Annotated in this window: 16 protein-coding genes; 1 reads left to right on the top strand and 15 read right to left on the bottom strand. The window is 32.1% G+C overall.

Annotated elements, in window-relative coordinates; all coding sequences use genetic code 11:
* Positions 1-2: 2 nt before the first annotated feature.
* From J2Z80_RS02205 to J2Z80_RS02145, 13 genes are all read right to left on the bottom strand, one after another.
* Entirely contained in the window at positions 3-1,553 is a 1,551-nt protein-coding gene (locus tag J2Z80_RS02205; protein WP_209452921.1) for a sugar ABC transporter ATP-binding protein, read from the bottom strand.
* Between the two features lie 17 nt (positions 1,554-1,570).
* The gene (locus J2Z80_RS02200) at positions 1,571-2,233 is read right to left on the bottom strand and encodes a DUF2291 family protein (protein WP_209452920.1); all 663 of its coding nucleotides are present in this window, start codon (positions 2,231-2,233) and stop codon (positions 1,571-1,573) included.
* Between the two features lie 354 nt (positions 2,234-2,587).
* On the bottom strand, positions 2,588-3,610 hold the full coding sequence (locus J2Z80_RS02195; protein ID WP_245301093.1) for a D-ribose ABC transporter substrate-binding protein: 1,023 nt from the start codon (positions 3,608-3,610) through the stop codon (positions 2,588-2,590).
* 172 nt (positions 3,611-3,782) lie between these two features.
* Positions 3,783-5,273 carry a glycerol kinase GlpK gene (gene glpK / locus J2Z80_RS02190; RefSeq protein WP_209452919.1) on the bottom strand — a complete coding sequence of 497 codons (1,491 nt, stop codon included), beginning with the start codon at positions 5,271-5,273 and terminating at the stop codon, positions 3,783-3,785.
* Positions 5,274-5,285: 12 nt separating this feature from the next.
* Positions 5,286-6,218: a transketolase family protein gene (locus J2Z80_RS02185; RefSeq protein ID WP_209452918.1), complete on the bottom strand. Its 933-nt coding sequence runs from the start codon at positions 6,216-6,218 to the stop codon at positions 5,286-5,288.
* Positions 6,199-7,050 (bottom strand): transketolase, encoded by an 852-nt coding sequence (locus J2Z80_RS02180; protein ID WP_209452917.1) that lies wholly within the window; start codon positions 7,048-7,050, stop codon positions 6,199-6,201. The genes J2Z80_RS02185 and J2Z80_RS02180 overlap by 20 nt, the downstream gene beginning before the upstream one ends.
* Positions 7,051-7,173: 123 nt before the next feature.
* Complete coding sequence (locus tag J2Z80_RS02175; RefSeq protein ID WP_209452916.1) at positions 7,174-8,601, bottom strand: L-fucose/L-arabinose isomerase family protein; 1,428 nt, start codon at positions 8,599-8,601, stop codon at positions 7,174-7,176.
* A gap of 365 nt (positions 8,602-8,966) precedes the next feature.
* Positions 8,967-9,986: a LacI family DNA-binding transcriptional regulator gene (locus J2Z80_RS02170; protein ID WP_349292568.1), complete on the bottom strand. Its 1,020-nt coding sequence runs from the start codon at positions 9,984-9,986 to the stop codon at positions 8,967-8,969.
* Positions 9,987-10,290: 304 nt separating this feature from the next.
* Complete coding sequence (locus tag J2Z80_RS02165; RefSeq protein ID WP_209452915.1) at positions 10,291-11,700, bottom strand: glycoside hydrolase family 1 protein; 1,410 nt, start codon at positions 11,698-11,700, stop codon at positions 10,291-10,293.
* Between the two features lie 41 nt (positions 11,701-11,741).
* Entirely contained in the window at positions 11,742-13,631 is a 1,890-nt protein-coding gene (locus tag J2Z80_RS02160) for an oxidoreductase (protein ID WP_209452914.1), read from the bottom strand.
* Between the two features lie 288 nt (positions 13,632-13,919).
* Entirely contained in the window at positions 13,920-15,182 is a 1,263-nt protein-coding gene (locus J2Z80_RS02155) for a PTS sugar transporter subunit IIC (protein ID WP_209452913.1), read from the bottom strand.
* A gap of 364 nt (positions 15,183-15,546) precedes the next feature.
* The gene (locus J2Z80_RS02150; RefSeq protein ID WP_209452912.1) at positions 15,547-15,855 is read right to left on the bottom strand and encodes a PTS sugar transporter subunit IIB; all 309 of its coding nucleotides are present in this window, start codon (positions 15,853-15,855) and stop codon (positions 15,547-15,549) included.
* Positions 15,856-15,888: 33 nt separating this feature from the next.
* Positions 15,889-16,236, bottom strand: coding sequence for a PTS sugar transporter subunit IIA (locus J2Z80_RS02145; protein WP_245301092.1), 348 nt, complete (start codon positions 16,234-16,236; stop codon positions 15,889-15,891).
* 153 nt (positions 16,237-16,389) lie between these two features.
* Between J2Z80_RS02145 and J2Z80_RS02140 the strand changes: the two genes are divergently transcribed.
* A complete protein-coding gene (locus J2Z80_RS02140; protein WP_209452911.1) occupies positions 16,390-18,309 on the top strand; it encodes a BglG family transcription antiterminator in 1,920 nt (639 codons plus the stop codon).
* Positions 18,310-18,802: 493 nt separating this feature from the next.
* Here the strand turns inward: J2Z80_RS02140 and J2Z80_RS15370 are convergent, their stop codons facing one another.
* Together J2Z80_RS15370 and J2Z80_RS02130 are read right to left on the bottom strand one after the other, a co-directional pair.
* Positions 18,803-18,958 carry a UPF0236 family transposase-like protein gene (locus tag J2Z80_RS15370; RefSeq protein WP_209452960.1) on the bottom strand — a complete coding sequence of 52 codons (156 nt, stop codon included), beginning with the start codon at positions 18,956-18,958 and terminating at the stop codon, positions 18,803-18,805.
* Positions 18,959-19,094: 136 nt separating this feature from the next.
* Entirely contained in the window at positions 19,095-20,504 is a 1,410-nt protein-coding gene (locus tag J2Z80_RS02130; protein WP_209452910.1) for a glycoside hydrolase family 1 protein, read from the bottom strand.
* Positions 20,505-20,533: the final 29 nt, after the last annotated feature.

Below are 20,533 nucleotides of genomic sequence, written 5' to 3'. Positions count from 1 at the left end.
AATTAATTAACATTAACTAAACCTTTATACGAAGCCTCCACAAGTGCTTCTTTTGTAATCTCATTTCCAACAAATTCACCAGTTAATCTGCCATTTGAAAACACTACTACTCGATCTGAAATATTTAAAATTTCTTCTAATTCTGAAGAGACAACAATAATTGATATGCCTTCCTTAGCAAGGTTATCTATAATTTCATAGACGTCACTCTTTGCAGCTACATCAATACCTCTAGTAGGCTCATCTAGTAGCAATACTTTTGGCATTGTTAGTAAGTCTTTACCTATTATGACTTTTTGCTGATTACCACCTGATAAAGATAATATTGGTAAACTTTTATCTGCCAATTTTATTCTTAGACTATTTATCATTTTATCAATATTCAAATCTTCTTCTTTATTCCTCAAAATTCCAAATTTTGAAAATCTATTTAGACTAGATAATGATATATTTTTTGCTATATTCAACGTCTGAATTAAACCATCTTTTTGTCTGTCTTCAGGAACCATTGCAAAGCCATTTTTTATTTGCTGTGCGATATTTTTAATTTTTATAAATTTTCCTTCTAACTTTATACTACCTGTAAATTTAGTATTCACCCCCATTATACATTCTAAAAGCTCTGTTCTTCCAGAACCTAACAGTCCATAAATGCCAAGTATTTCACCTCTTTTTAATTTTAACGATATATCTTTCAAAACGAAATTATTATTGTTTTTCTTAAGTGAGAGATTTTCAACTTCTAAAATATTTTCAGTCTTAATATCAAAATTTTTCTCCCTCTTCTTATATTGCTTTTCTGAACCAACCATATTGCTAATAATCCATGAAATATTTACATTTTTCGTTAAATCTTCTGCAACTTTTTCCCCATCACGTAAAACCGTAATATAATCAGAGATTTCCATAATTTCCTCTAGACGATGCGAAATATAAATTATTGAAATACCTCTTTCTTTAAGTCTATTTATTAATTTAAATAATATAGAAACTTCAGCTACAGTTAAAGAAGACGTCGGCTCGTCCATTATAAGAATTTTCAAATTAGGTTGAAGCAAATGTCGAGCTATTTCTACAATTTGTTGCTGACCAACACTAAGCTCACCCATCTTTTTTTCAACATCAAAAGGATGTCCAAGCTCAGCCAAAATCTTATTACATTTTTCCTTTTGCGTTTTTCTATTTACCAAAATACTATTTTTTTTCTCCTCAACTCCCATAAACATATTTTGTTCTATAGTTAAATCTGGAAAAAAATTTATTTCTTGATGAATCATTCCTATTCCATTTTTTTCAGCATCAATTGGGCTTCTTAATTCTATCTCTTTATTATCAAGAAACAACTTTCCTTCTGTTGGACGTTCGATTCCTGCTAATATTTTCATAAGTGTTGATTTACCAGCACCATTCTCTCCTATTAGTGCATTTACTTTTCCTTTATACACTTTAAAAGTAACATTATCTAAAGCCTTTGTACCAGGAAAAATTTTGACTATATTTTTAGCTAATAAACATACATTATTACTTTCCTTAATATTAAGATTTTCTTCCATTTTTTATTCCCCTTTAGCTAATCAATCTTTAATTCTACAGGTATTATAGAAATATTCGAAGGATCATCGCCAGTAAACGCACCTATAAATGTCAGATTTTTACCTACTAATGTGTTTACATCTATTTTACTAATAACATTATCATAAACGTGCTTATTAAAAGCATCAGAAACAGAATCAAAAATAACTTGATTCTGAAAATCTTCAAATTTTACAAATGAAAGGCTGTCCCTAATAGCAGAACTCGTAAAAACAGGACCTATTTGCAAAGTGATTTTTATATTACCATTGTATCCAGGTAATGCACATTCCAAAGTTCTAGCCCTTAACTGAGCATTAACTTTAACTACCTTGACTTTCCCTTTGACCACAAAATCATAACTGCCTACAGAAGAAGCATTCGTTAAGCCGTATTTTTTTCCTGCCTCAGAAAAACTACCATTTACACTTTTAAGTAATTCTGAAAGATCAACAGCTTTTTCCTCAAAATAGGGTATTGCTTTAGAGTCCCAAACTTTATTAACATAAGCATTTGCATCAAAATTACTTCTATTAAATCGATTTGCAGTTGTACTATTATTGTCTTTAGATAATGGTACAACAGTTAATAACTTACATCCTGTCATAAAAATCGTAAAACTTAATAGTACCATCACAAAAATACTGATTTTCTTATTCATAACTTAGCCTCCATAATATTTACATATAATATAGTTATTTAATATTAACTAAGTTTTTAATATTTCAAAATAACAACTTATAATTAATTTCAACAATTAGAAGATTAAAATCTGTATATTACATACTAATTATAAATTTTTATAAACTCTATAAAGCACGTGGAAAAACCAGGAAAAACATCCTTAACTTTTTTATTAGATAAACTTCTACAAATAAAATCTTTATTTTTAGAATTACTTACAAAGATTTATTAACGTGAATTTCTGGTTATCCACATGCTTTATTATTTAATTTATTTATTTGTTTTTATTTTGATAATTAACAATTAGTTATACAATTTATATAAATCATAATTACTGTGAAAGACTAAAATTATTTAATTTACTTGCATTATCTTTAGTAATCAATACACAATCTACAAGCTGCTTTTCAGGTTTTCCTGTACTACCCGTTTTTATATATTGATCAGCTTGCTCCACTGCCATCTCTGCAATTTTAGCAGCAGGTTGCATTGCTGTAGCTTTTATACCATCAGACAAAATAGAATCTCTGACGTCATTGCTACCATCAAAACCAACAACGATTACATCACTTTTACCCGCTGCTTTAAGAGCTGCATAAGCCCCTACTGCCATCGTATCATTGCCACAAATGACTCCTTTTATGTCGCTGTGAGCCTGCAAAATTGACTCCATTTTTGTATACGCTTCATTTTGATCCCAATTAGCAGTTTGTTGGGCCACCATTTTAAGTTCAGGGTATTGATCAAGTACCGAATGGAACCCAGTTGATCTCACAGCAGCATTTGTATCAGATTCTTTGCCTAATAATTCAACATAATTACCTTTCTCTCCCATAAGTTTAACAAATTCCTGTGCAACTAACTTTGCGCCTTGTGAATTATTTGATACTATTTGTGATATAGCCAAACCTGTCTGATTTATTTCTCTGTCAATCAAAAAAGTAGGAATTCCAGCATCTTTTGCCTTCTTAACTGCTGCTACAGTTGCATCAGCTCCTGCATTATCACAAATAATTGCAGCTGCCTTTCTTGAAATAGCAGTATCAAATTCTTGTGTCTGTTTAGTAGGATCATCATCATGTGAAAGTACAAGCGTATCATATCCAAGTTGTTTTGCTGTTGCCTCTGCTACATCAGCTTCAGTTTTGAAAAATGGATTGTCATGTGACGGTGTAATGATTACTATCAATTTTTTGCTGTTAGTTGTATTTGTTGATGTTGAATTTGATGTCTGAGTATTTGCTGATGAAGAATTAGAATTACCCTGATTTTGCTGTGTTCCGCATCCTGAAAAAATGACAACAACCATAAGTAAAGCCATTAATACTGCTAAATACTTAACTGTCTTTTTCATAATTAATCTCCTCCTTCTTATATCATTTTAAATTATTTGCGAAACAGCGCAAATTATTTTGTTTCGCATATATTTCTAAGGTACACCCACACTTAATCGAATTATATAAAGCTTAATCATGGGTTTCCCTTATGAAAACAAGTTTTAAACAGTAAAATTGATTTACAAAATCTCATGTCAATACCATTTTTACGGCGTTTTTCCAACCGCTATAAAGCCTATCCATTTCTTCTTTTACATTTAAATTGGGTGAATAAACATATTCATTTCCTCTTAGCTTTATAATTTCATCCTTACTACCCCATAAATTTATGCCAAGTCCAGCCATATATGCTGAGCCTAACGCAGATAAATCTTCATTTTCCGTTTTAACGACATTAATATTCAGCAAATCTGCTTGAAATTGCATTAAAAATTTATTACTTGTTGCACCTCCATCTACTCTTAATTCTTTAGGGGCTATTCCCGATTCTTCTTCCATTATATCAATGGCATCTTTAATTTGATATGCTATCGATTCTAATGCAGCTCTAACTATATGTTCTTTTTTTACGCCTCTGGTCATGCCAACTATAGCTGCTTTTGCACCCATATTCCAATATGGAATTCCAAGTCCTGAAAAAGCAGGAATTAGGTAAACGCCTTCATTACTTTTTAAATTAGAAATTAATTTTTCTAGTTCATTGTAATCTTTAAAGAGTCCTAAATTGTCTTTTAACCATTTAAGAGTATCGCCAGTACTGTTGATGATACCTTCAAGTACGTACTCTACGTTTTTGTTTATTCCCCAAGCAATAGATGTTACCAACCCCCTTTCCGCATTTATGAAATTTTGGCCTACATTCATCATGATTGAAGATCCAGTGCCATATGTAGCTTTTATCATACCTGCTTCAAAGCAATTCTGACCAAAAAGCGCTCCTTGTGAGTCACCAATTATTCCTGTTATCGGTACTTCCTCATTGAGTATTCCATCGCAATTTGTATAACCAAATACATCATTAGATGATATTACTTTTGGCAACATGTTTAAAGGTATATCAAATATTTTTAATAGTTCTTCATCCCATTCAAGAGTTTTTATATTAAAAAGTAGTGTCCTACTAGCATTTGTATAATCAGTTGAGTGTACTTTTCCATTCGTAAAATTCCACAAAAGCCAAGTATCTATTGTACCAAGCAGCAATTTACCTCTATTTGCTTTTTCTCTAACTCCTTCAACATTATCTAATATCCATTTCACTTTTGTGGCTGAAAAATACGGATTTAAAAGCAGTCCTGTTTTACTTTTTATTAATTTTTCAACACCCTGTTTTTTGAACCAAATACACATATCAGAAGTTCTTCTACACTGCCATACTATAGCATTATAAATAGGTTTTCCTGTTTCTTTATCCCATACAACAACTGTCTCTCTTTGATTTGTAATAGATATCGCTTTTATATAAGACGATGGTAAGTTTAATTTATTTATTACATCTCTTATTACTATCTTTACATTGTTATATATTTCTAACGGATCTTGTTCTACCCATCCAGGATTAGGATAATACTGTTTATGTTCTTTATTACTTCTCGCTATTACTTTACCATATTTATCGACAACCATAGCTTTTGTCCCCGATGTACTTTGATCTATAGCAATAATACAACTATCAGTCATACGTATCACTTCCTATTTAAGTAATGACATTGAAACATTGTATAAATTTGATACTGATAAACCATAATAATCGAAAATTTGTTTGCTATTTCCTGCTATGGCTGGTTCATCTGGTATGCCTAATATCTTCATTGGCACTGGTTTATTTTGTACTACTACTTCAGCTACAGCAGCACCTAACCCACCAAATATGCTATGTTCCTCTATTGTGATAATGCGACCAGTTTCATGTGCTGCTTTTATAATAGCTTCTTCATCAAGAGGTTTAATAGTATGCATGTTTAAAACCCGACAACCTATACCTTCTTCTTTTAATTTGTCAGATGCATCAACTGCTATTTTTACTGTTTCTCCTGTTGCAATTATCGTTATGTCATTCCCCTGTCTCATAACAATTGCTTTCCCGATTTCATAATTATAATTTAAATCACTGTAAACATCTTCTACTGGGTTTCTGCCTACCCTTACATAAACAGGTCCTTCATAATCTAATAAACTTGACATCATTTTCTCAGTTTCATATCTATCAGCAGGTATAATAATACTAATACCTGGTATAGCTCTCATTACAGCTATATCCTGTAGAGAATGATGTGACATACCTAATGCCCCATAACTTACTCCACCACTTATACCTACAATTTTTACATTCATTTGGGAATAAGCTACATCAAGTTTTACCTGCTCTATACTTCTCATTGTCAAAAAGCATGCAGGCGAAGTTATAAATGGTTTCTTACCTACTGATGCTAATCCTGCAGCTATACCTACCAAATTCTGCTCCGCAATTCCTACTTCTACAAATTGCTGTGGATATTTCTCAGCAAAGCTAGTCATAGAGGCAGAACCTCTTGAATCACTAGCTAATACAATGATATCCTTATCAACCCCTGCTACTCTAGATAATACATCACTAATAACTTCTTTATTTGATATTTTGTTCATTCAAATATACCTCCATTAGCTCTTGCAACTCAGAAATTGCAGCTTTATATTCTTCTTCAGTAGGAACTCGGTGGTGCCAATTTGCTTTATTTTCTATAAATTTTACTCCTTTGCCTTTTGTTGTATAAGCTAATATGAGTTTAGGCTTATCATTAGCAGATGCTATAGCCGCATTAAAAGTATCTATAAGTTTTTCAATATCATTGCCATCAGTAGTTAATACATCCCAACCAAAGCTTTTCCATTTATCTTCCAGTGGTTCAAGAGACATTACTTCTTCTGTATTTCCACTAATTTGAAGTTTATTCCTATCAACAATTCCTATAAGATTATTTAATTTATAGTGAGATGCAGCCATAGCAGCCTCCCAATTGGAACCTTCAGCAAGTTCTCCATCTCCCATAAGAGTAAACACACGGAAAGATTTATTATCCATTTTTGCACCTAACGCCATACCAACTGCTATAGACAATCCATGTCCAAGTGCTCCCGTGTTCATTTCTATACCCGGTATTTTATTATTTGGATGTCCAATAAGCCTTGTGCCAAATTTGCAATACGTCTTTAATTCTTCCTTTGGAAAATATCCTTTATCGGCAAGAACACTATAATACGCCTCTACTGAATGTCCCTTACTTAAAATGAATCTATCTCTTTCTTCCCAATTTGGATTATTAGGATCTATATTCATTACATTATAGTACAATACTGTAAGTATATCTGCAGACGAAAGTGAACCACCAATATGTCCAGATTTAGATTCATAAATCATATTAATTAAATCAAGTCGAATTTGTGTAGCTTTTATCTTTAGATCTAAAACATCATTCAATTATATCACCTCAAAAGTAAAACAATATAAATTTGAAATTTATCTTTACAGACGTTCTTTATTTGTATTAGACGGTTTTTAAATTTATAAATTCACAAAATTTCGAAACTATCTACTATATTATTATCTTCCTCTTAAAAATTCTTTAATTTCTTGTTCAGATGGATCGACAGGATCTGGCCTCAAACCAGGAATAAAATTACATGCTTCATATAAAACTGGAATGACGTCATGATGTATTCCTACGCAGTGATGAACATAAGGTCCCTTAACTAATTTTTCTTCCCACATTGGCCAATCATTTACTTCAACCCATAGGTATGTACCTCTGGTATACGGTCCTTTAATTCCTTTAGCTTTCCCTAAAAGCAAAGAATATTCTCCATGATCACCATCAAATCTTACTATGGAGATATCTCCACCTTTGATTTCGAATTCAGCCGTACCAGGTGCATGTGATTCAAATAAGAAATGGTGTTTAAATTTAGGTTTATCATCATTGGAACACAGAGATGGAGGGAAATTTCCACAATGAAATAACAGCTCTCCATTTTCATTTTCCGGATGTCTTATTGTAAGATCTGCAAAAAACGGAACTGCAGAATCCATTGATGCAGCCTGAGCTATGACTGCACTTATTGCTCCATGAACATCCGTTTCGCATGTGACAGGAATACCTTCATCCGTTAATAATCCATTTACTAAACAAGGCATGATTCCTAAACTTACCTGTAATGCAGTCCAACACTGTATAGCAACTGCAGAACAACCTTTTTCTTTTATTAATCTATTTAATGCAACTTTAAAAGCTGCTACCCTTTTAACATCTGAATCACTTACTTCAGTGCAATCAAATTTCGATTTTATAAAGTCTATTGTCGTTTTTAATTCGGTACCATCTTCCTTCTCAACAGACAAAGTCTTCTGTTCAACATCTTTTAAAGTAATAGGGGTAATTTGAATGCCAAAACGTTCTAATAATTCACCCTCATTGTAAATCATCGTCCAAAAGCCTTCTGGTCTTGTTGAAATTTGCAATATTTTAAGGCTATTAAATTTCTTCACAACATTTGCTACAGAAATAAAATTCTTAAATCCTCTATCAAAAGATAAATCATCCAAATAACTATTTACTAAATAAGAAAATGGTACATTGAATCTCCGCAGTATCTTTCCAGTTGCAAATAATCCACACTGAGTATCTCTAAGACGCATTCCATCATCAAGTGGTGCTTCATCCCTTGGTCCCCACAGTAACATTGGTTTATTTATTTCTTTCGCAACCTTGGCAACAGCGTCTTCCGTGCCAAAATTGCAGTGGGGAACAAAAATCGCATCAACGTTTTCATTTTTGAACTTATAAATTACTTTTTTTATATCATCACCATTATCTGATAATAATCCTTCATCGTTGATATCTTCAATATCAACAATATCAATATTATAATTTTCAATTTTATTTCTTATTAAGCTTTTATATTTGAGTGCATCTTCCTTACTAAAAACATTTCGCCTTGTTGGCAAAAAACCCATTTTAACTCTATCTTCCATCCAAAATCCTCCTTCACCATAATAGGTGTGCATATAGATGTGCTTAAAGATTCTTTACTTAATTTTTTAATCAATTTAGATTAATTTTTTCACTTTTATTATAATATATATTTATATAAAATTCAACTGTTTTATATAAAATTTTTTATCATTTTTATAGCTAATATTTATATTTTAATCATACAAATTAGTTCAAATATTAAATTTTAAATAAAAAAATAAAGCTCTATTTGTTTTTCTACTAAAATAATAGAGCCATTACAATACGCATATTTAAAATATTTGTAAAGATTTATTTGTTTTACATATAAATCTTTGTTTAAGTAAGTTAATTAAAAAATATATTTAATAATTACTTAATATATTTAATTAATTTTTAAGACGCTTTCTCTTATTACTAATTGTGTATTTATTTCAATTTTTTGTATACTATTATCATTTTCTTTTATCTTATCAACTAATCTCCTGACAGCAGCTTTACCCATTTCTTGCTTAAATACTTTTAGTGTAGTTAACTTCGGGCTTGAAATTTCGCAAAAAGGCATATCATCAAAACCTATAATAGAAATATCTTCTGGTATTTTTATACCGCTTTCTTTTAACGCCCTCATTGCACCTAGAGCAATGATATCATTATCGGCAAAAAAAGCTGTAGGCAATGCTACATTCTTTTGTTTTAAATAAAGAGACATATCACGGTATGAACCTTCTGCTGTTGGCTCTAAAGGAACCTCAAACTTTTTATCCGCTTTTAAAGCATAGTCAGTTAAAGCCTCTAAGTATCCTCTTCTTCTATAATAAAAGTTATTAATATGCACCGAACTATGAAGATATCCTATATTAGTATGTCCATTCATGATTAAATATTCTGTAGCTTTATACGCAGCATCTACATTATTTATTAAAACAGAATCAAAATCGCTATTTTTAAAATAACTATCAAGCATTACAATCGGAACATTAACATTTTTTAATACCAGTAAATCTTCACTTGTCATTTCAGTCGCCAAAATTAATATGCCTTCAGAATAATCTTTTTCAATGGTTTCTATTAATTCTTTATTATCTTTCTCATTAAAATTTACATGCGATATTAACAATTCATATCCTTGTGCTTTAGATTCTTTTGTTATGCCTTCTATAAGAGAAGTGAAAAAAGGCGTATCGCAAACGACAAAGCCATGCTTTTTATACATAATAAATCTAATAGTTTTTTGCAAAGTATTGAAAATATTATCCTTAAAATAGCCATATTCTCTAGCAATTTTTATTATTTTCTGTCTTGTTTCTTCGCTTACACCGCTTTTACCATTAAGTGCGTTTGAAACCGTTGCAGGAGATACTCCAACTATTGATGCTATATCTGATATATTAATTCTAACCACCTCGACATATCTATATTAATTTATATTATTTAAAGTTCATTATAATTTTAATATAATTTACTAAATATATCAAGTAAATTATGTAAAATTTTTATATAAATTTTTTATATAATTTTTTAGAATAATATTAGCTTTAATTCATTCTCCCACTATTATTTACCATGCTAGCAGGCAAAATTACATAGAATAAGCTCACTGGCAAAATCATGATATGAAAAATGTTAGCGCGTAAGCAAAGCTTCAGCACTAACATTTTTTATATTGGAATATCAATTATTTTCTTTAATTAACCTAAGAAATTAATTTATATCTTCTCTCCATTTGATTCTATAACGTCTTTGTACCAGTAAAAGCTCTTCTTCTTTATCCTTCTTAAGTCCTTTAAATCAAATTCGTCTCTATTGACATAGATAAAACCATAACGCTTGCTAAATCCTTGATGTGTGCTTACAAGGTCAATTGCCGACCAAGGACAATACCCTATTAAATTTACACCATCAGTAATCGCTAGCTTAGCTTGTTCTATATGCTTACGTAAGAAATCAATCCTGTAATCATCATTTACTACATCGCCTTCCTCTAATTTGTCATAAGCACCTAATCCATTCTCTGTTACCAGCAGCGGAAGATTATATCTTTCATTTATTTCCCGCAATGTATTACGAAAACCTATCGGATCGATTTCCCAGCCAAATTGTGTTTTTTCTAAATACGGATTAGAAACTCCTCTGTATACTCCAGGTTCTCCAATTGCAATCTGCTGATCTCCCGTTGAATTTTTATTAGAAGAGTCGTTCTTGCTTTCAGCTACAGTTGATGTTGAATAATAGTTAAATGCGATAAAGTCAGGCTTTCCATTTTTTAAGATTTCCATATCTCCTTCTTGAATTATCGGTGTATATCCTTTCTCTTCTAAGTAACTCCATGCTATACTATTGTATCGCCCAAATACAGCTGCATCTAAATACAGCCAGTTGCGAATTGACGAGAAGTTTGAAGCAGCAATTACATCTTCAGGCTTAGAGCTAGCCGGATAGATTGATATGATGTTTGGCGCAGGACCAATTTTTGCATTTGGACACATTTCATGGCATAGCTTCATCGCTTTTGCCTGGGCCAAAAGCATATGGTGGTTTTGCTGATACAATTCTTTTTGTGGATTTTCTATTTTAGAATCAAAAGTTCCAAGAACTGCTCCGTATAAAATCATCATATTTTGTTCATTAATTGTTAACCAATATTTCACGCGATCGCCAAAATATTTAAATAAAGTTTTAGCGTAGTTCTCATAAGCATCTACCGTTTCTCTATTTGACCAACCGCCCTTTTCTTGCAATGCGTAAGGCAAATCAAAGTGGTACATAGTGACAATAGGTTCAATATTATGTGACAGCAATTCATTTATTAAATCGTTATAGAATGCGATACCTTTTTCATTTATTTCCCCTGTGCCTTTCGGATAAATTCTTGTCCATGCAATAGAAAAGCGATAAGCTTTAAGACCCATTTCTGCAAATAAAGCTATATCTTCTTTGTATCGATGATAATGATCGCTTGCTACTTTAAAATCTGATGTTCCTTCAGGATGCTTTCCCATATCAATGACAGAAGGTCCTTTTCCGTCTTCATTCCATGCCCCTTCCACTTGATAAGCTGATGTGGATGCTCCCCATAAAAAGTCTTTTGGAAATGGTTTTATAAATTTGTGATACATTAATAAATCTTTCCCTCCTAAATTAATATTATAACGTAAACTTATAAATTGGAGGCAATTGTATACCCTTCCATTACAGCTTCCATTATTTTTCTTGGTTTGATGCAATCTCCGATCATAAATGTTTCTGGTACAATCCCATAAAAACTTTCTGCTACCGATTTATTTGGTTTCAATCCGGTGGCAATTATAACAGTATCTGCCTTAATGAATTTTTCTTCTCCATCACTTGTTTTAACCACTACAACATCTTCTTTGATTTCCTGGCATGTAGTCTTCAACATTGTATTTAATGTGCTTGCCTGTTGCATTTTTTGGCGAAGTGCAATTTTATAAAGCATGTTTCCCTGTGCTGCTATTTCTCCTCCAAGCTCGATGATTGTAACATTTTTCTGCTGAAGTAATGAAAGCTCCAGTCCAATTTCTGCACCAATTGTGCCGCCACCAATAATTACAACATTCTGCCCAATCTTATCCATATGTTCAATGGCATCATAGAAACTGATCACATGTTGCTTACCAATTCCTGGTATATGTGGTATAACAGGATTCGCTCCCACTGCTATTATAACAGCATCTGGCATGATTTTTTTTACAAGTTCCGGCGTAGCTTCTGTATTTAGATGAACTTCAACTTTGGACTTTTTAAGCTGTACTTTAAGATAATCTAAAAATGCTTTAATATCACTCTTATAATATTCCATTGCAACATAGTGAAGTTCGCCACCTAAGAAACTATTTTTTTCAAATAAAATTACTTTATGACCTCTTTTATCTGCCACCAATGCAGCTTGTAGTCCTGCTGGTCCAGCACCTATTACGACAATTCTTTTCTTTATATCAGCCTTTTCTAATTTCCGCGGTATCCATGATTCATTGGAGTATCTTGGATTCACAGAACATCCTACATTTCTGTGGTTTGTAGATATATGATAACATTGTAAACATCTTATACACGGGACAATGTCCTCAGGTCTACCTTCTCTCGCTTTTTTAGGCCATTCAGGGTCTGCCACCAAAGCACGTCCAAGTGCAACCATGTCTGCAACCCCATCTGAAATCAACTGCTCAGCTTCGTCTGGATTCATAATAGCCCCAACGACTGCAACAGGAATATGAACATTTTCTTTTACGATTTTTGCATATTTTGCATTAGGCACATGTTCTGAAAAATTAGTAGTAACCATATGAACATTAGCCTCGCGCTCCATGTCTAACCCACACGAAATCTGTACCATATCAATTAATGGTTCTGCCATCTTTATAAAAGCCAACACATCTTCAAATTCTATCCCACCCTCGATCCATTCTGTTGCTGAAATTCGCATATCAATAGGGAAATTTGCTCCTACCGCTTTTCTAACCCTTTCTAAAATCATTAGAGGAAATCTTGCTCTGTTCTCAAGGCTTCCACCATATTTATCTGTTCTTTTGTTAAAAAATGGTGAAAGGAATTGTGCTGGTAGCCAGCCATGGCCAAAATGCATAAAAATCATATCAAAGCCTATATCTTTAGCGTCAAATGCAGTTTGTTCGTACCAGCGAAGTGTTTCCTCCATCATTTCTTCTGTCATTTCTTTTACTTCTACTCCATCATTTCTAATAAATCCGGAAGGTCCTTTGGCAAAATCTTTTACTCGAGCATATTGACCTGCATGTACAATTTCAATAGAAGCTTTTGCACCAGCCTGACGTGCAATCAAAATCCTTTGTCTTGTTTGTTCAACCTCATATTTTGAAAATGCATAAGGTTCATCTGATGAAGCAAACGAAGACTTTCCAGGTTCTGCAATGACAGAACCAGCGATAACAATCCCCGGTCCACCTAAGGATTTGTCAAAAAATTTCTGTCCAATAGGTGTAGCCACAATTCGATTTCTTACCATCATATCATTGATCTTAATCGGTGAGAATAAGTTTGGATATTTCATAATATTCCTCCTAAATTTAAGTTTTCGCATATAGACGATTACTTTTTTATATCACCAATAAATATTCCATTAAAACTCTATAATTTACCTTTTCATACGTCATTTTGTCCATATAGCCAAAATCTACAGTGGTTTTCTCTATTCTTTCCAGAATAATGTCAATACAGACTTTTAGCACATCCCATTAACTAGTCTTAATTGCTTGTCAAAATGAAAGTTACTTAATAATTGAGTTGTACTGATAAAAAGAAGAGATGGCTTCATCGCCCCTCTTATAAACAATTTAATTTATTTTACTAATGTTTCTTCTGTTTCTTCCAACATAATTTGTCTATCTACCATCTTAAAAAACGGAATCCATATTAAAGTTGTTATAATAATCAATACTATTTGTAAAATTGCTGTCGGCACACCTTGCGCAAGAAAACCTGAAACAATCTGCGGCATAGTCCAGTTTACTATAACACCGGATAATCTCGGGGTAATGCCAAGTGCTATTGAAAGATAACTAATTGTTGTACAAATAATCGGATTCAAAATATAAGGAATGAATAATAATGGATTTAATAAAATTGGTATTCCAAATAACAATGGTTCGTTAATACCAAAAATTGCAGGAATTATCGCCATTTTACCAAGAGTCTTTAATCTCTTACTCTTTGCAGTAAACGCCATTAAAAATGCAAGACCAAATGTACCCCCAATGCCTCCAGGTTGACATAATACAGAAAATGAATCAGTGATAATATTCGGTAAAGGTAAACCAGATGACAGTGCCTTCAAGTTCTCAGCAGATGCAGCTAATGTCAACGGTGAAATGATGCTAAAAACCGCATTGCCATGAATACCAAAAAACATAAACAAGGTACTTAGTATCTGGACAAGAAGGTAAGCTGGATATGACAATCCAATTCCTTGTAGTGGTACTTGAATTAGTGAATAAATCACTTGATGAATGCTTCTAAAACTTGTCTTAGCTAATCCTGCTTCTATAAACACTGCCAAAAGTGCAGAAAACAATGCGGGCACTAAACTCGCAAAGGATTCTTCTACTATAGGTGGCACGCCTTCTGGCATACGTAAATAAATTTTTTTATCTTGCAACAATTTTGTAAATCTTACGGTAAAGGCACTTATAAGCATCGCAGTAAATAAACCTGGATACCCTAACCATTGGGTAGGAATATCAGTATATAGTTTATGTGGAGTAATTAACAAAAATGTCATAAAACTAATAATCGTTACGGAAAGAGGTTTCATTCCTACTTTCGTTGCATACTGATATGGTAATACAATAGCAACATACAAAGCAATAATACTAAGTGTTAAAGATTGAATTGTCATGAATATAGTTGCTAACCCTGTATTTTTAACAAAACTTTGCCATGCTGGGATATTTAAAAATGCTCCTAAGCAAGCAAATGAACCAAGTAAAATAACTGGCAATAAAATTTGAAATGTAGCACCTAGTGCACTTAAAAATTTAATGTCGCTTATTTTTTTTGCTATAGGCATTAGCCTTTTTTGCAATACGTCTATAAATCTATCCATCTTTTTTCCCCCTAAAATATATTTTTTATCTTCTAGTCTCCAGCATCATCGTCATGATTTATGTGTACAGTTAAACTAATATTAGCAGCTACACATAGTATAGATGTAAACAAAGCTGAAACTATAATTAATATGATTTGACACTCTGTCATTAAGCACTTATAATATACAAAAGATAGAATTGTATATGGATGGAAATTCCCATTTTAAAGATGTTCATGAATGGCAATAGACTAAAACTATACATCATCATACCTTTATTTTCATATAGTCAATACTGAAATCGTAAGCAATCATATACTTAAAAAAATTTTCATGAAATCAGTCATAAAATTTCAACAAATCTTATAAGTACTGCAAAAAATCATTTTTTAATAATCGCAATAGCATCATCCAAAATTTTTTCGCCATTCATCATTCCGAAATCCATCGGTTTTATAACATCAATTTTATCCGCATACTTTGAAAATGTTTTTGCAATAACGTCCTTTTTGTATGCAATCTGTGGACCTAAAAGTATAGCATCTACCTCTTCAATAAAATTTTCTAATTGTGTATATGGGTAAGCTTGAATTTCTGCCTCTATCCCACGTTTTTTTGCGGCTTCTCTCATTTTTCTGACTACCATACCAGTACTTGCACCGTTTTCACACACCAAAGCAATTTTATACATATCACACCACCCAATATAACATAGATTTCTTAACTATCGTGTCTTATACAAATAAATAATCTCTTCTGCCAATTCTTTTATAATACCTGCTGCAGTCAAATGATCTGCTGCATGTACCAACAACATATTAATTTTTAAATCCTGATTTTCAGCATCATAGAACAGCAATTCGCTGTGGGCCTGATGTGCCTTTATAATCGCCTCATCTGCATGCTTTAAGTCTGCCTCCGCTTCTTCATATTTGCCAGCACGAGCTTGCTTGATTGCTTTCATTGCCAAGCTTTTACCTTCACCACTGTTTGCAATGATTTCCATACTCTTTGCTATTGCATCCATAAACATCTCTCCTTCCATCCATCTGCATTTGTTCTTATCTCTCATCGCTGTGATTTTATTATACTAGCTGGACAATCAAATTTCTATTCTTGATTTTGCACTTTTACGGTGCAATTGATAATATAAATTCTTGAAAATTACTATGTTATAATATAATAAGTAATAATTACAGTATTATGTAAGAGGTGAGACTCTCCTATGCAAGAAAAAGAACTTAAAATATTGAACTATTTGAAAGATCAGACAAGCTGTGTTACCGCTTCAAGCATAGCAGATGATTTAGGCTTTTCAATTCGCAGTGTTAAGACTTATATATCTAATATCAATACAAATTATCCCAATTTGATCTTTTCCTCCAGAAAAGGCTACTTTATACAAGATAAAGAACGTCTAGCTAATATATTGAATAATTTTACAAATAACGATATACCCCAGTCTTCAAAAAGCAGACAAGCATATATACTTAAACTTCTCTTGCTTCAGCAACAAACAAAAAACCTTGATGAATTAGCAGACGAGCTCTGTATCTCCCCTGTGACTTTGATGAATGAGATATCAAAAATCAAGGCAGAATTAAAAAATTTCGATCTGGTATTCAAAACAAAAAATAATTGTGTCTATATTGAGGGACTGGAAAAAAATAAAAAAAAGATGATATCACATCTTATCTATAACGAGATAAAAGAAAACTTTATTAGTTTAGATCTCCTTCAAACATATTTCCAAAACTTAGATTTAAAGGTAATAAAGGAAGTAGTGACTGAGAGGCTTTTAGCAAATCACTATTTTATCAATGACTTTTCATTGATAAACTTTATTTTACACTTAGCAATCACAATGCAGCGTTCCCTGGAAAATCTTACTACACCGGAAGTTTTGGATTCCTTAAATAATGTTCATATCACCGAAACTGTTTCTAAATTATTAAGGGAGATCTGTGATGATTTAAAAAAGTATTTCCCTGTTCATTTTACGGACAATGAATTTTATAATCTAGCATTAATCTTAACGACCAGTATTGTTAATGAAAATATTACCCAACTGGAATATCCTCAGCTAAACGATATTATCGGACCCAAAATATGTAATTTAATGGAATTAATTCAAAACAAGATGAAAGACTCTTTATATATAAACTTGAATAATCCAGATTTTATGATACGTTTTTCTTTACATCTATATAACATGCTTGTGCGTTTAGAAAACAATATCAATTTAAGAAATCCTCAGCTTTTGACAATTAAAAACACTTATCCATATATTTACGATGTGTCAGTTTTCATAGCTAATATTATCACAGAAGAAACGGACTACGTAATATCAGAAGATGAAATTGCCTATATAGCATTGCATATAGGTGTCTTAATAGAAGAACAAAAAGCATTAAGAAATAAAGTAAAGGTAATCGTACTCTGCCCTCGTTATTACTCTACTCACCTCAAGTTAGTAAAAAAAATTCATGCGATCTTTGAGAACGACGTCATACTGTCCGGAGTCATTACCACTCCAGATGAGTTAAAGAATTTTTCGGATTATGACCTTGTAATATCTACAATACATGTTAACATCTGCCTTACTGTCCCAATGATCGTCATATCAAATTATTTTGATAATAAAGATATAAGTATTATTGCCAATGAAATTGAAAAAATCAAAAAAGCGAGATTAAGAACTATTTTAGAGAAAAAGCTTAAATTCATATTTAAAAGGGAATTGTTTTTCTATAATCCCGGCTTTTCAAATAAAGAAGATGCAATAAATTATTTGTCTAATGCCTTAAATAAATTCGGTTATGTAGACTCATCTTTCCAAGAAAGGATTTACGAAAGAGAAAGGATTAGTCCTAGCGCATATTTAAATATCGCTATACCTCATCCCTTAGAAATGAGCGCTTTTTCAACTGCCATAGCAGTATCGATACATCCAACACCAATCAATTGGAATCAAAATAAGGTAAATGTTGTTTTTATGCTTGCAATCAATGAGGAAGATCGAATCCTTTTTCGAGATATATTTGATTTTGTGACAGAAATAATTTCAAATAAAAAATATTTTCAAACACTTTTAAAAACTAAAACATACGAAGATTTTATCAATCTTTTAATAACATCGGTATAATTTGAGGGAATTTTCTTGCTTCAAAAATTTTATATTTATGACGGTTTGTAACATTTATTATTAGCTTCTACATCTTTTTATTATTTTTATGTTTCCATGTTATTGTTGTAAATTCATACATTTGAAGAATCATTTTTTAATAATTTAAAAGCCATTTTATGGATAATTAAATGAAAAAATTTTTATGAAAAATATATGGGGATTATTGTAATCTCTACAATATGAGTGTAATATTAAATTTCACAGATGAAAAGAAACAATTTATGACCAAATTCATATCAAAGTATACAATCTCGATAGTATAAAATTTTATTAGGTTAAAAAGCAGGAAAATGGCAATTATATGTAGAAATAAAACCACACAATCGTTGATATATGCCCTATTGTACCCATTTTTAAATATTTGTCTAAAGATAAATATATTCTTTTTTTCCTTCTTTGTTTGTCTGTTCATAAATTCTTTTATCAAATTCAACAGTGCCCATGACCGTTTTTATATTTGTGTGTTTTTGCCTTTACATCTATATTCTTTCTTGTCTCTTTTTTCTAGTAGCATATCATCTATCATCGTAAGGATTTGAGCTATTAGTTCACAAGCTTCGTCGCAAACAAATTTATAAATTTTCGCTTCTAAATCCTTGAAATTTATTTCATTATGGTTTAAACTTAACCCGAATCATTTGGTCTTTTTTTATTTAAACATTATAGCGGATGATTCATGTGAAGGGAAGGTATTTTTTAGTACCTTCCTTTTTCTATTTTTTACCGCCTGCTAAAGTTATACACTAAGTCTTCTCTCCATTTGATTCTATAACGTCTTTGTACCAGTAAAAGCTCTTCTTCTTTATCCTTCTTAAGTCCTTTAAATCAAATTCGTCTCTATTGACATAGATAAAACCATAACGCTTGCTAATGCCTTGATGTGTGCTAACAAGGTCAATTGCTGACCATGGACAATATCCTATTAAGTTTACACCATCAGTTATTGCCAGCCTAGCTTGCTCTATATGCTTTTTTAAGAAATCAATCCTGTAATCATCATTTACTACATCACCTTCTTCCAATTTGTCATAAGCACCTAATCCATTCTCTGTTACTAGCAACGGAAGATTATATCTTTCATTTATTTCACGTAATGTACTGCGAAAACCTACCGGATCGATTTCCCAACCGAATTGTGTTTTTTCTAAATATGGATTAGAAACTCCTCTATATACGCCTTCTTCTCCAATTGCTATCTGCTGATCTCCTGTGGAATTCTTATCAGATGGATCATTCTTGCTTTCAGCTACAGTTGATGTTGAATAATAGTTAAATGCTATAAAGTCAGGCTTTCCGCTTTTTAAGATTTCCATATCTCCTTCTTGAATTATCGGTGTATATCCTTTCTCCTCCATATAACTCCATGCTATACTATTGTATCGACCAAATACAGCCGCATCTAAGTACAGCCAGTTGCGAATTGATGAGAAGTTTGAAGCAGCAATTATATCTTCTGGTTTTGAACTGGCCGGATAGATTGATATGATGTTTGGTGCAGGACCAATTTTTGCATTTGGACACATCTCATGGCATAGTTTCATCGCTTTTGCTTGAGCCAAAAGCATGTGATGGTTTTGCTGATACAATTCTTTTTGTGGATTTTCTATTTTAGGGTCTAAAGTCCCAATAGCTGCTCCATGAAGAATCATCATATTTTGTTCGTTAATTGTTAACCAGTATTTTACTCTGTCACCGAAATATTTAAACAATGTCTTGGCATAGTTCACATAAGCATCTATTGTTTCTCTATTTGACCAACCACCTTTTTCTTGCAATGCGTATGGTAAATCAAAGTGGTACATGGTGACAATAGGTTCAATATTATGTGACAGCAATTCATTTATTAAATCGTTATAGAATGCTATACCTTTTTCATTTATTTCCCCTGTGCCTTTTGGATAAATCCTTGTCCATGCAATAGAAAAGCGATAAGCTTTAAGACCCATTTCTGCAAATAAAGCTATATCTTCTTTATACCGATGGTAATGATCGCTGGCTACTTTAAAATCTGATGTTCCTTCAGGATGCTTTCCCATATCAATGACAGACAACCCTTTTCCGTCTTCATCCCATGCCCCTTCTACTTGATAAGCTGATGTGGATGCTCCCCATAGGAAATCTTTTGGAAATGGTTTTGACTTTGAATAGTCCACTTAAATCATGCCCCTTTTCTATAAAACAT

Origin of the sequence: Thermoanaerobacterium butyriciformans, from assembly GCF_017874545.1 — a bacterium.
GTDB classification, from domain to species: Bacteria; Bacillota; Thermoanaerobacteria; order Thermoanaerobacterales; family Thermoanaerobacteraceae; genus Thermoanaerobacterium; species Thermoanaerobacterium butyriciformans.
The sequence above is the reverse complement of the archived record's forward strand: the minus strand, read 5'-3'. Positions and strand labels throughout refer to the sequence as shown.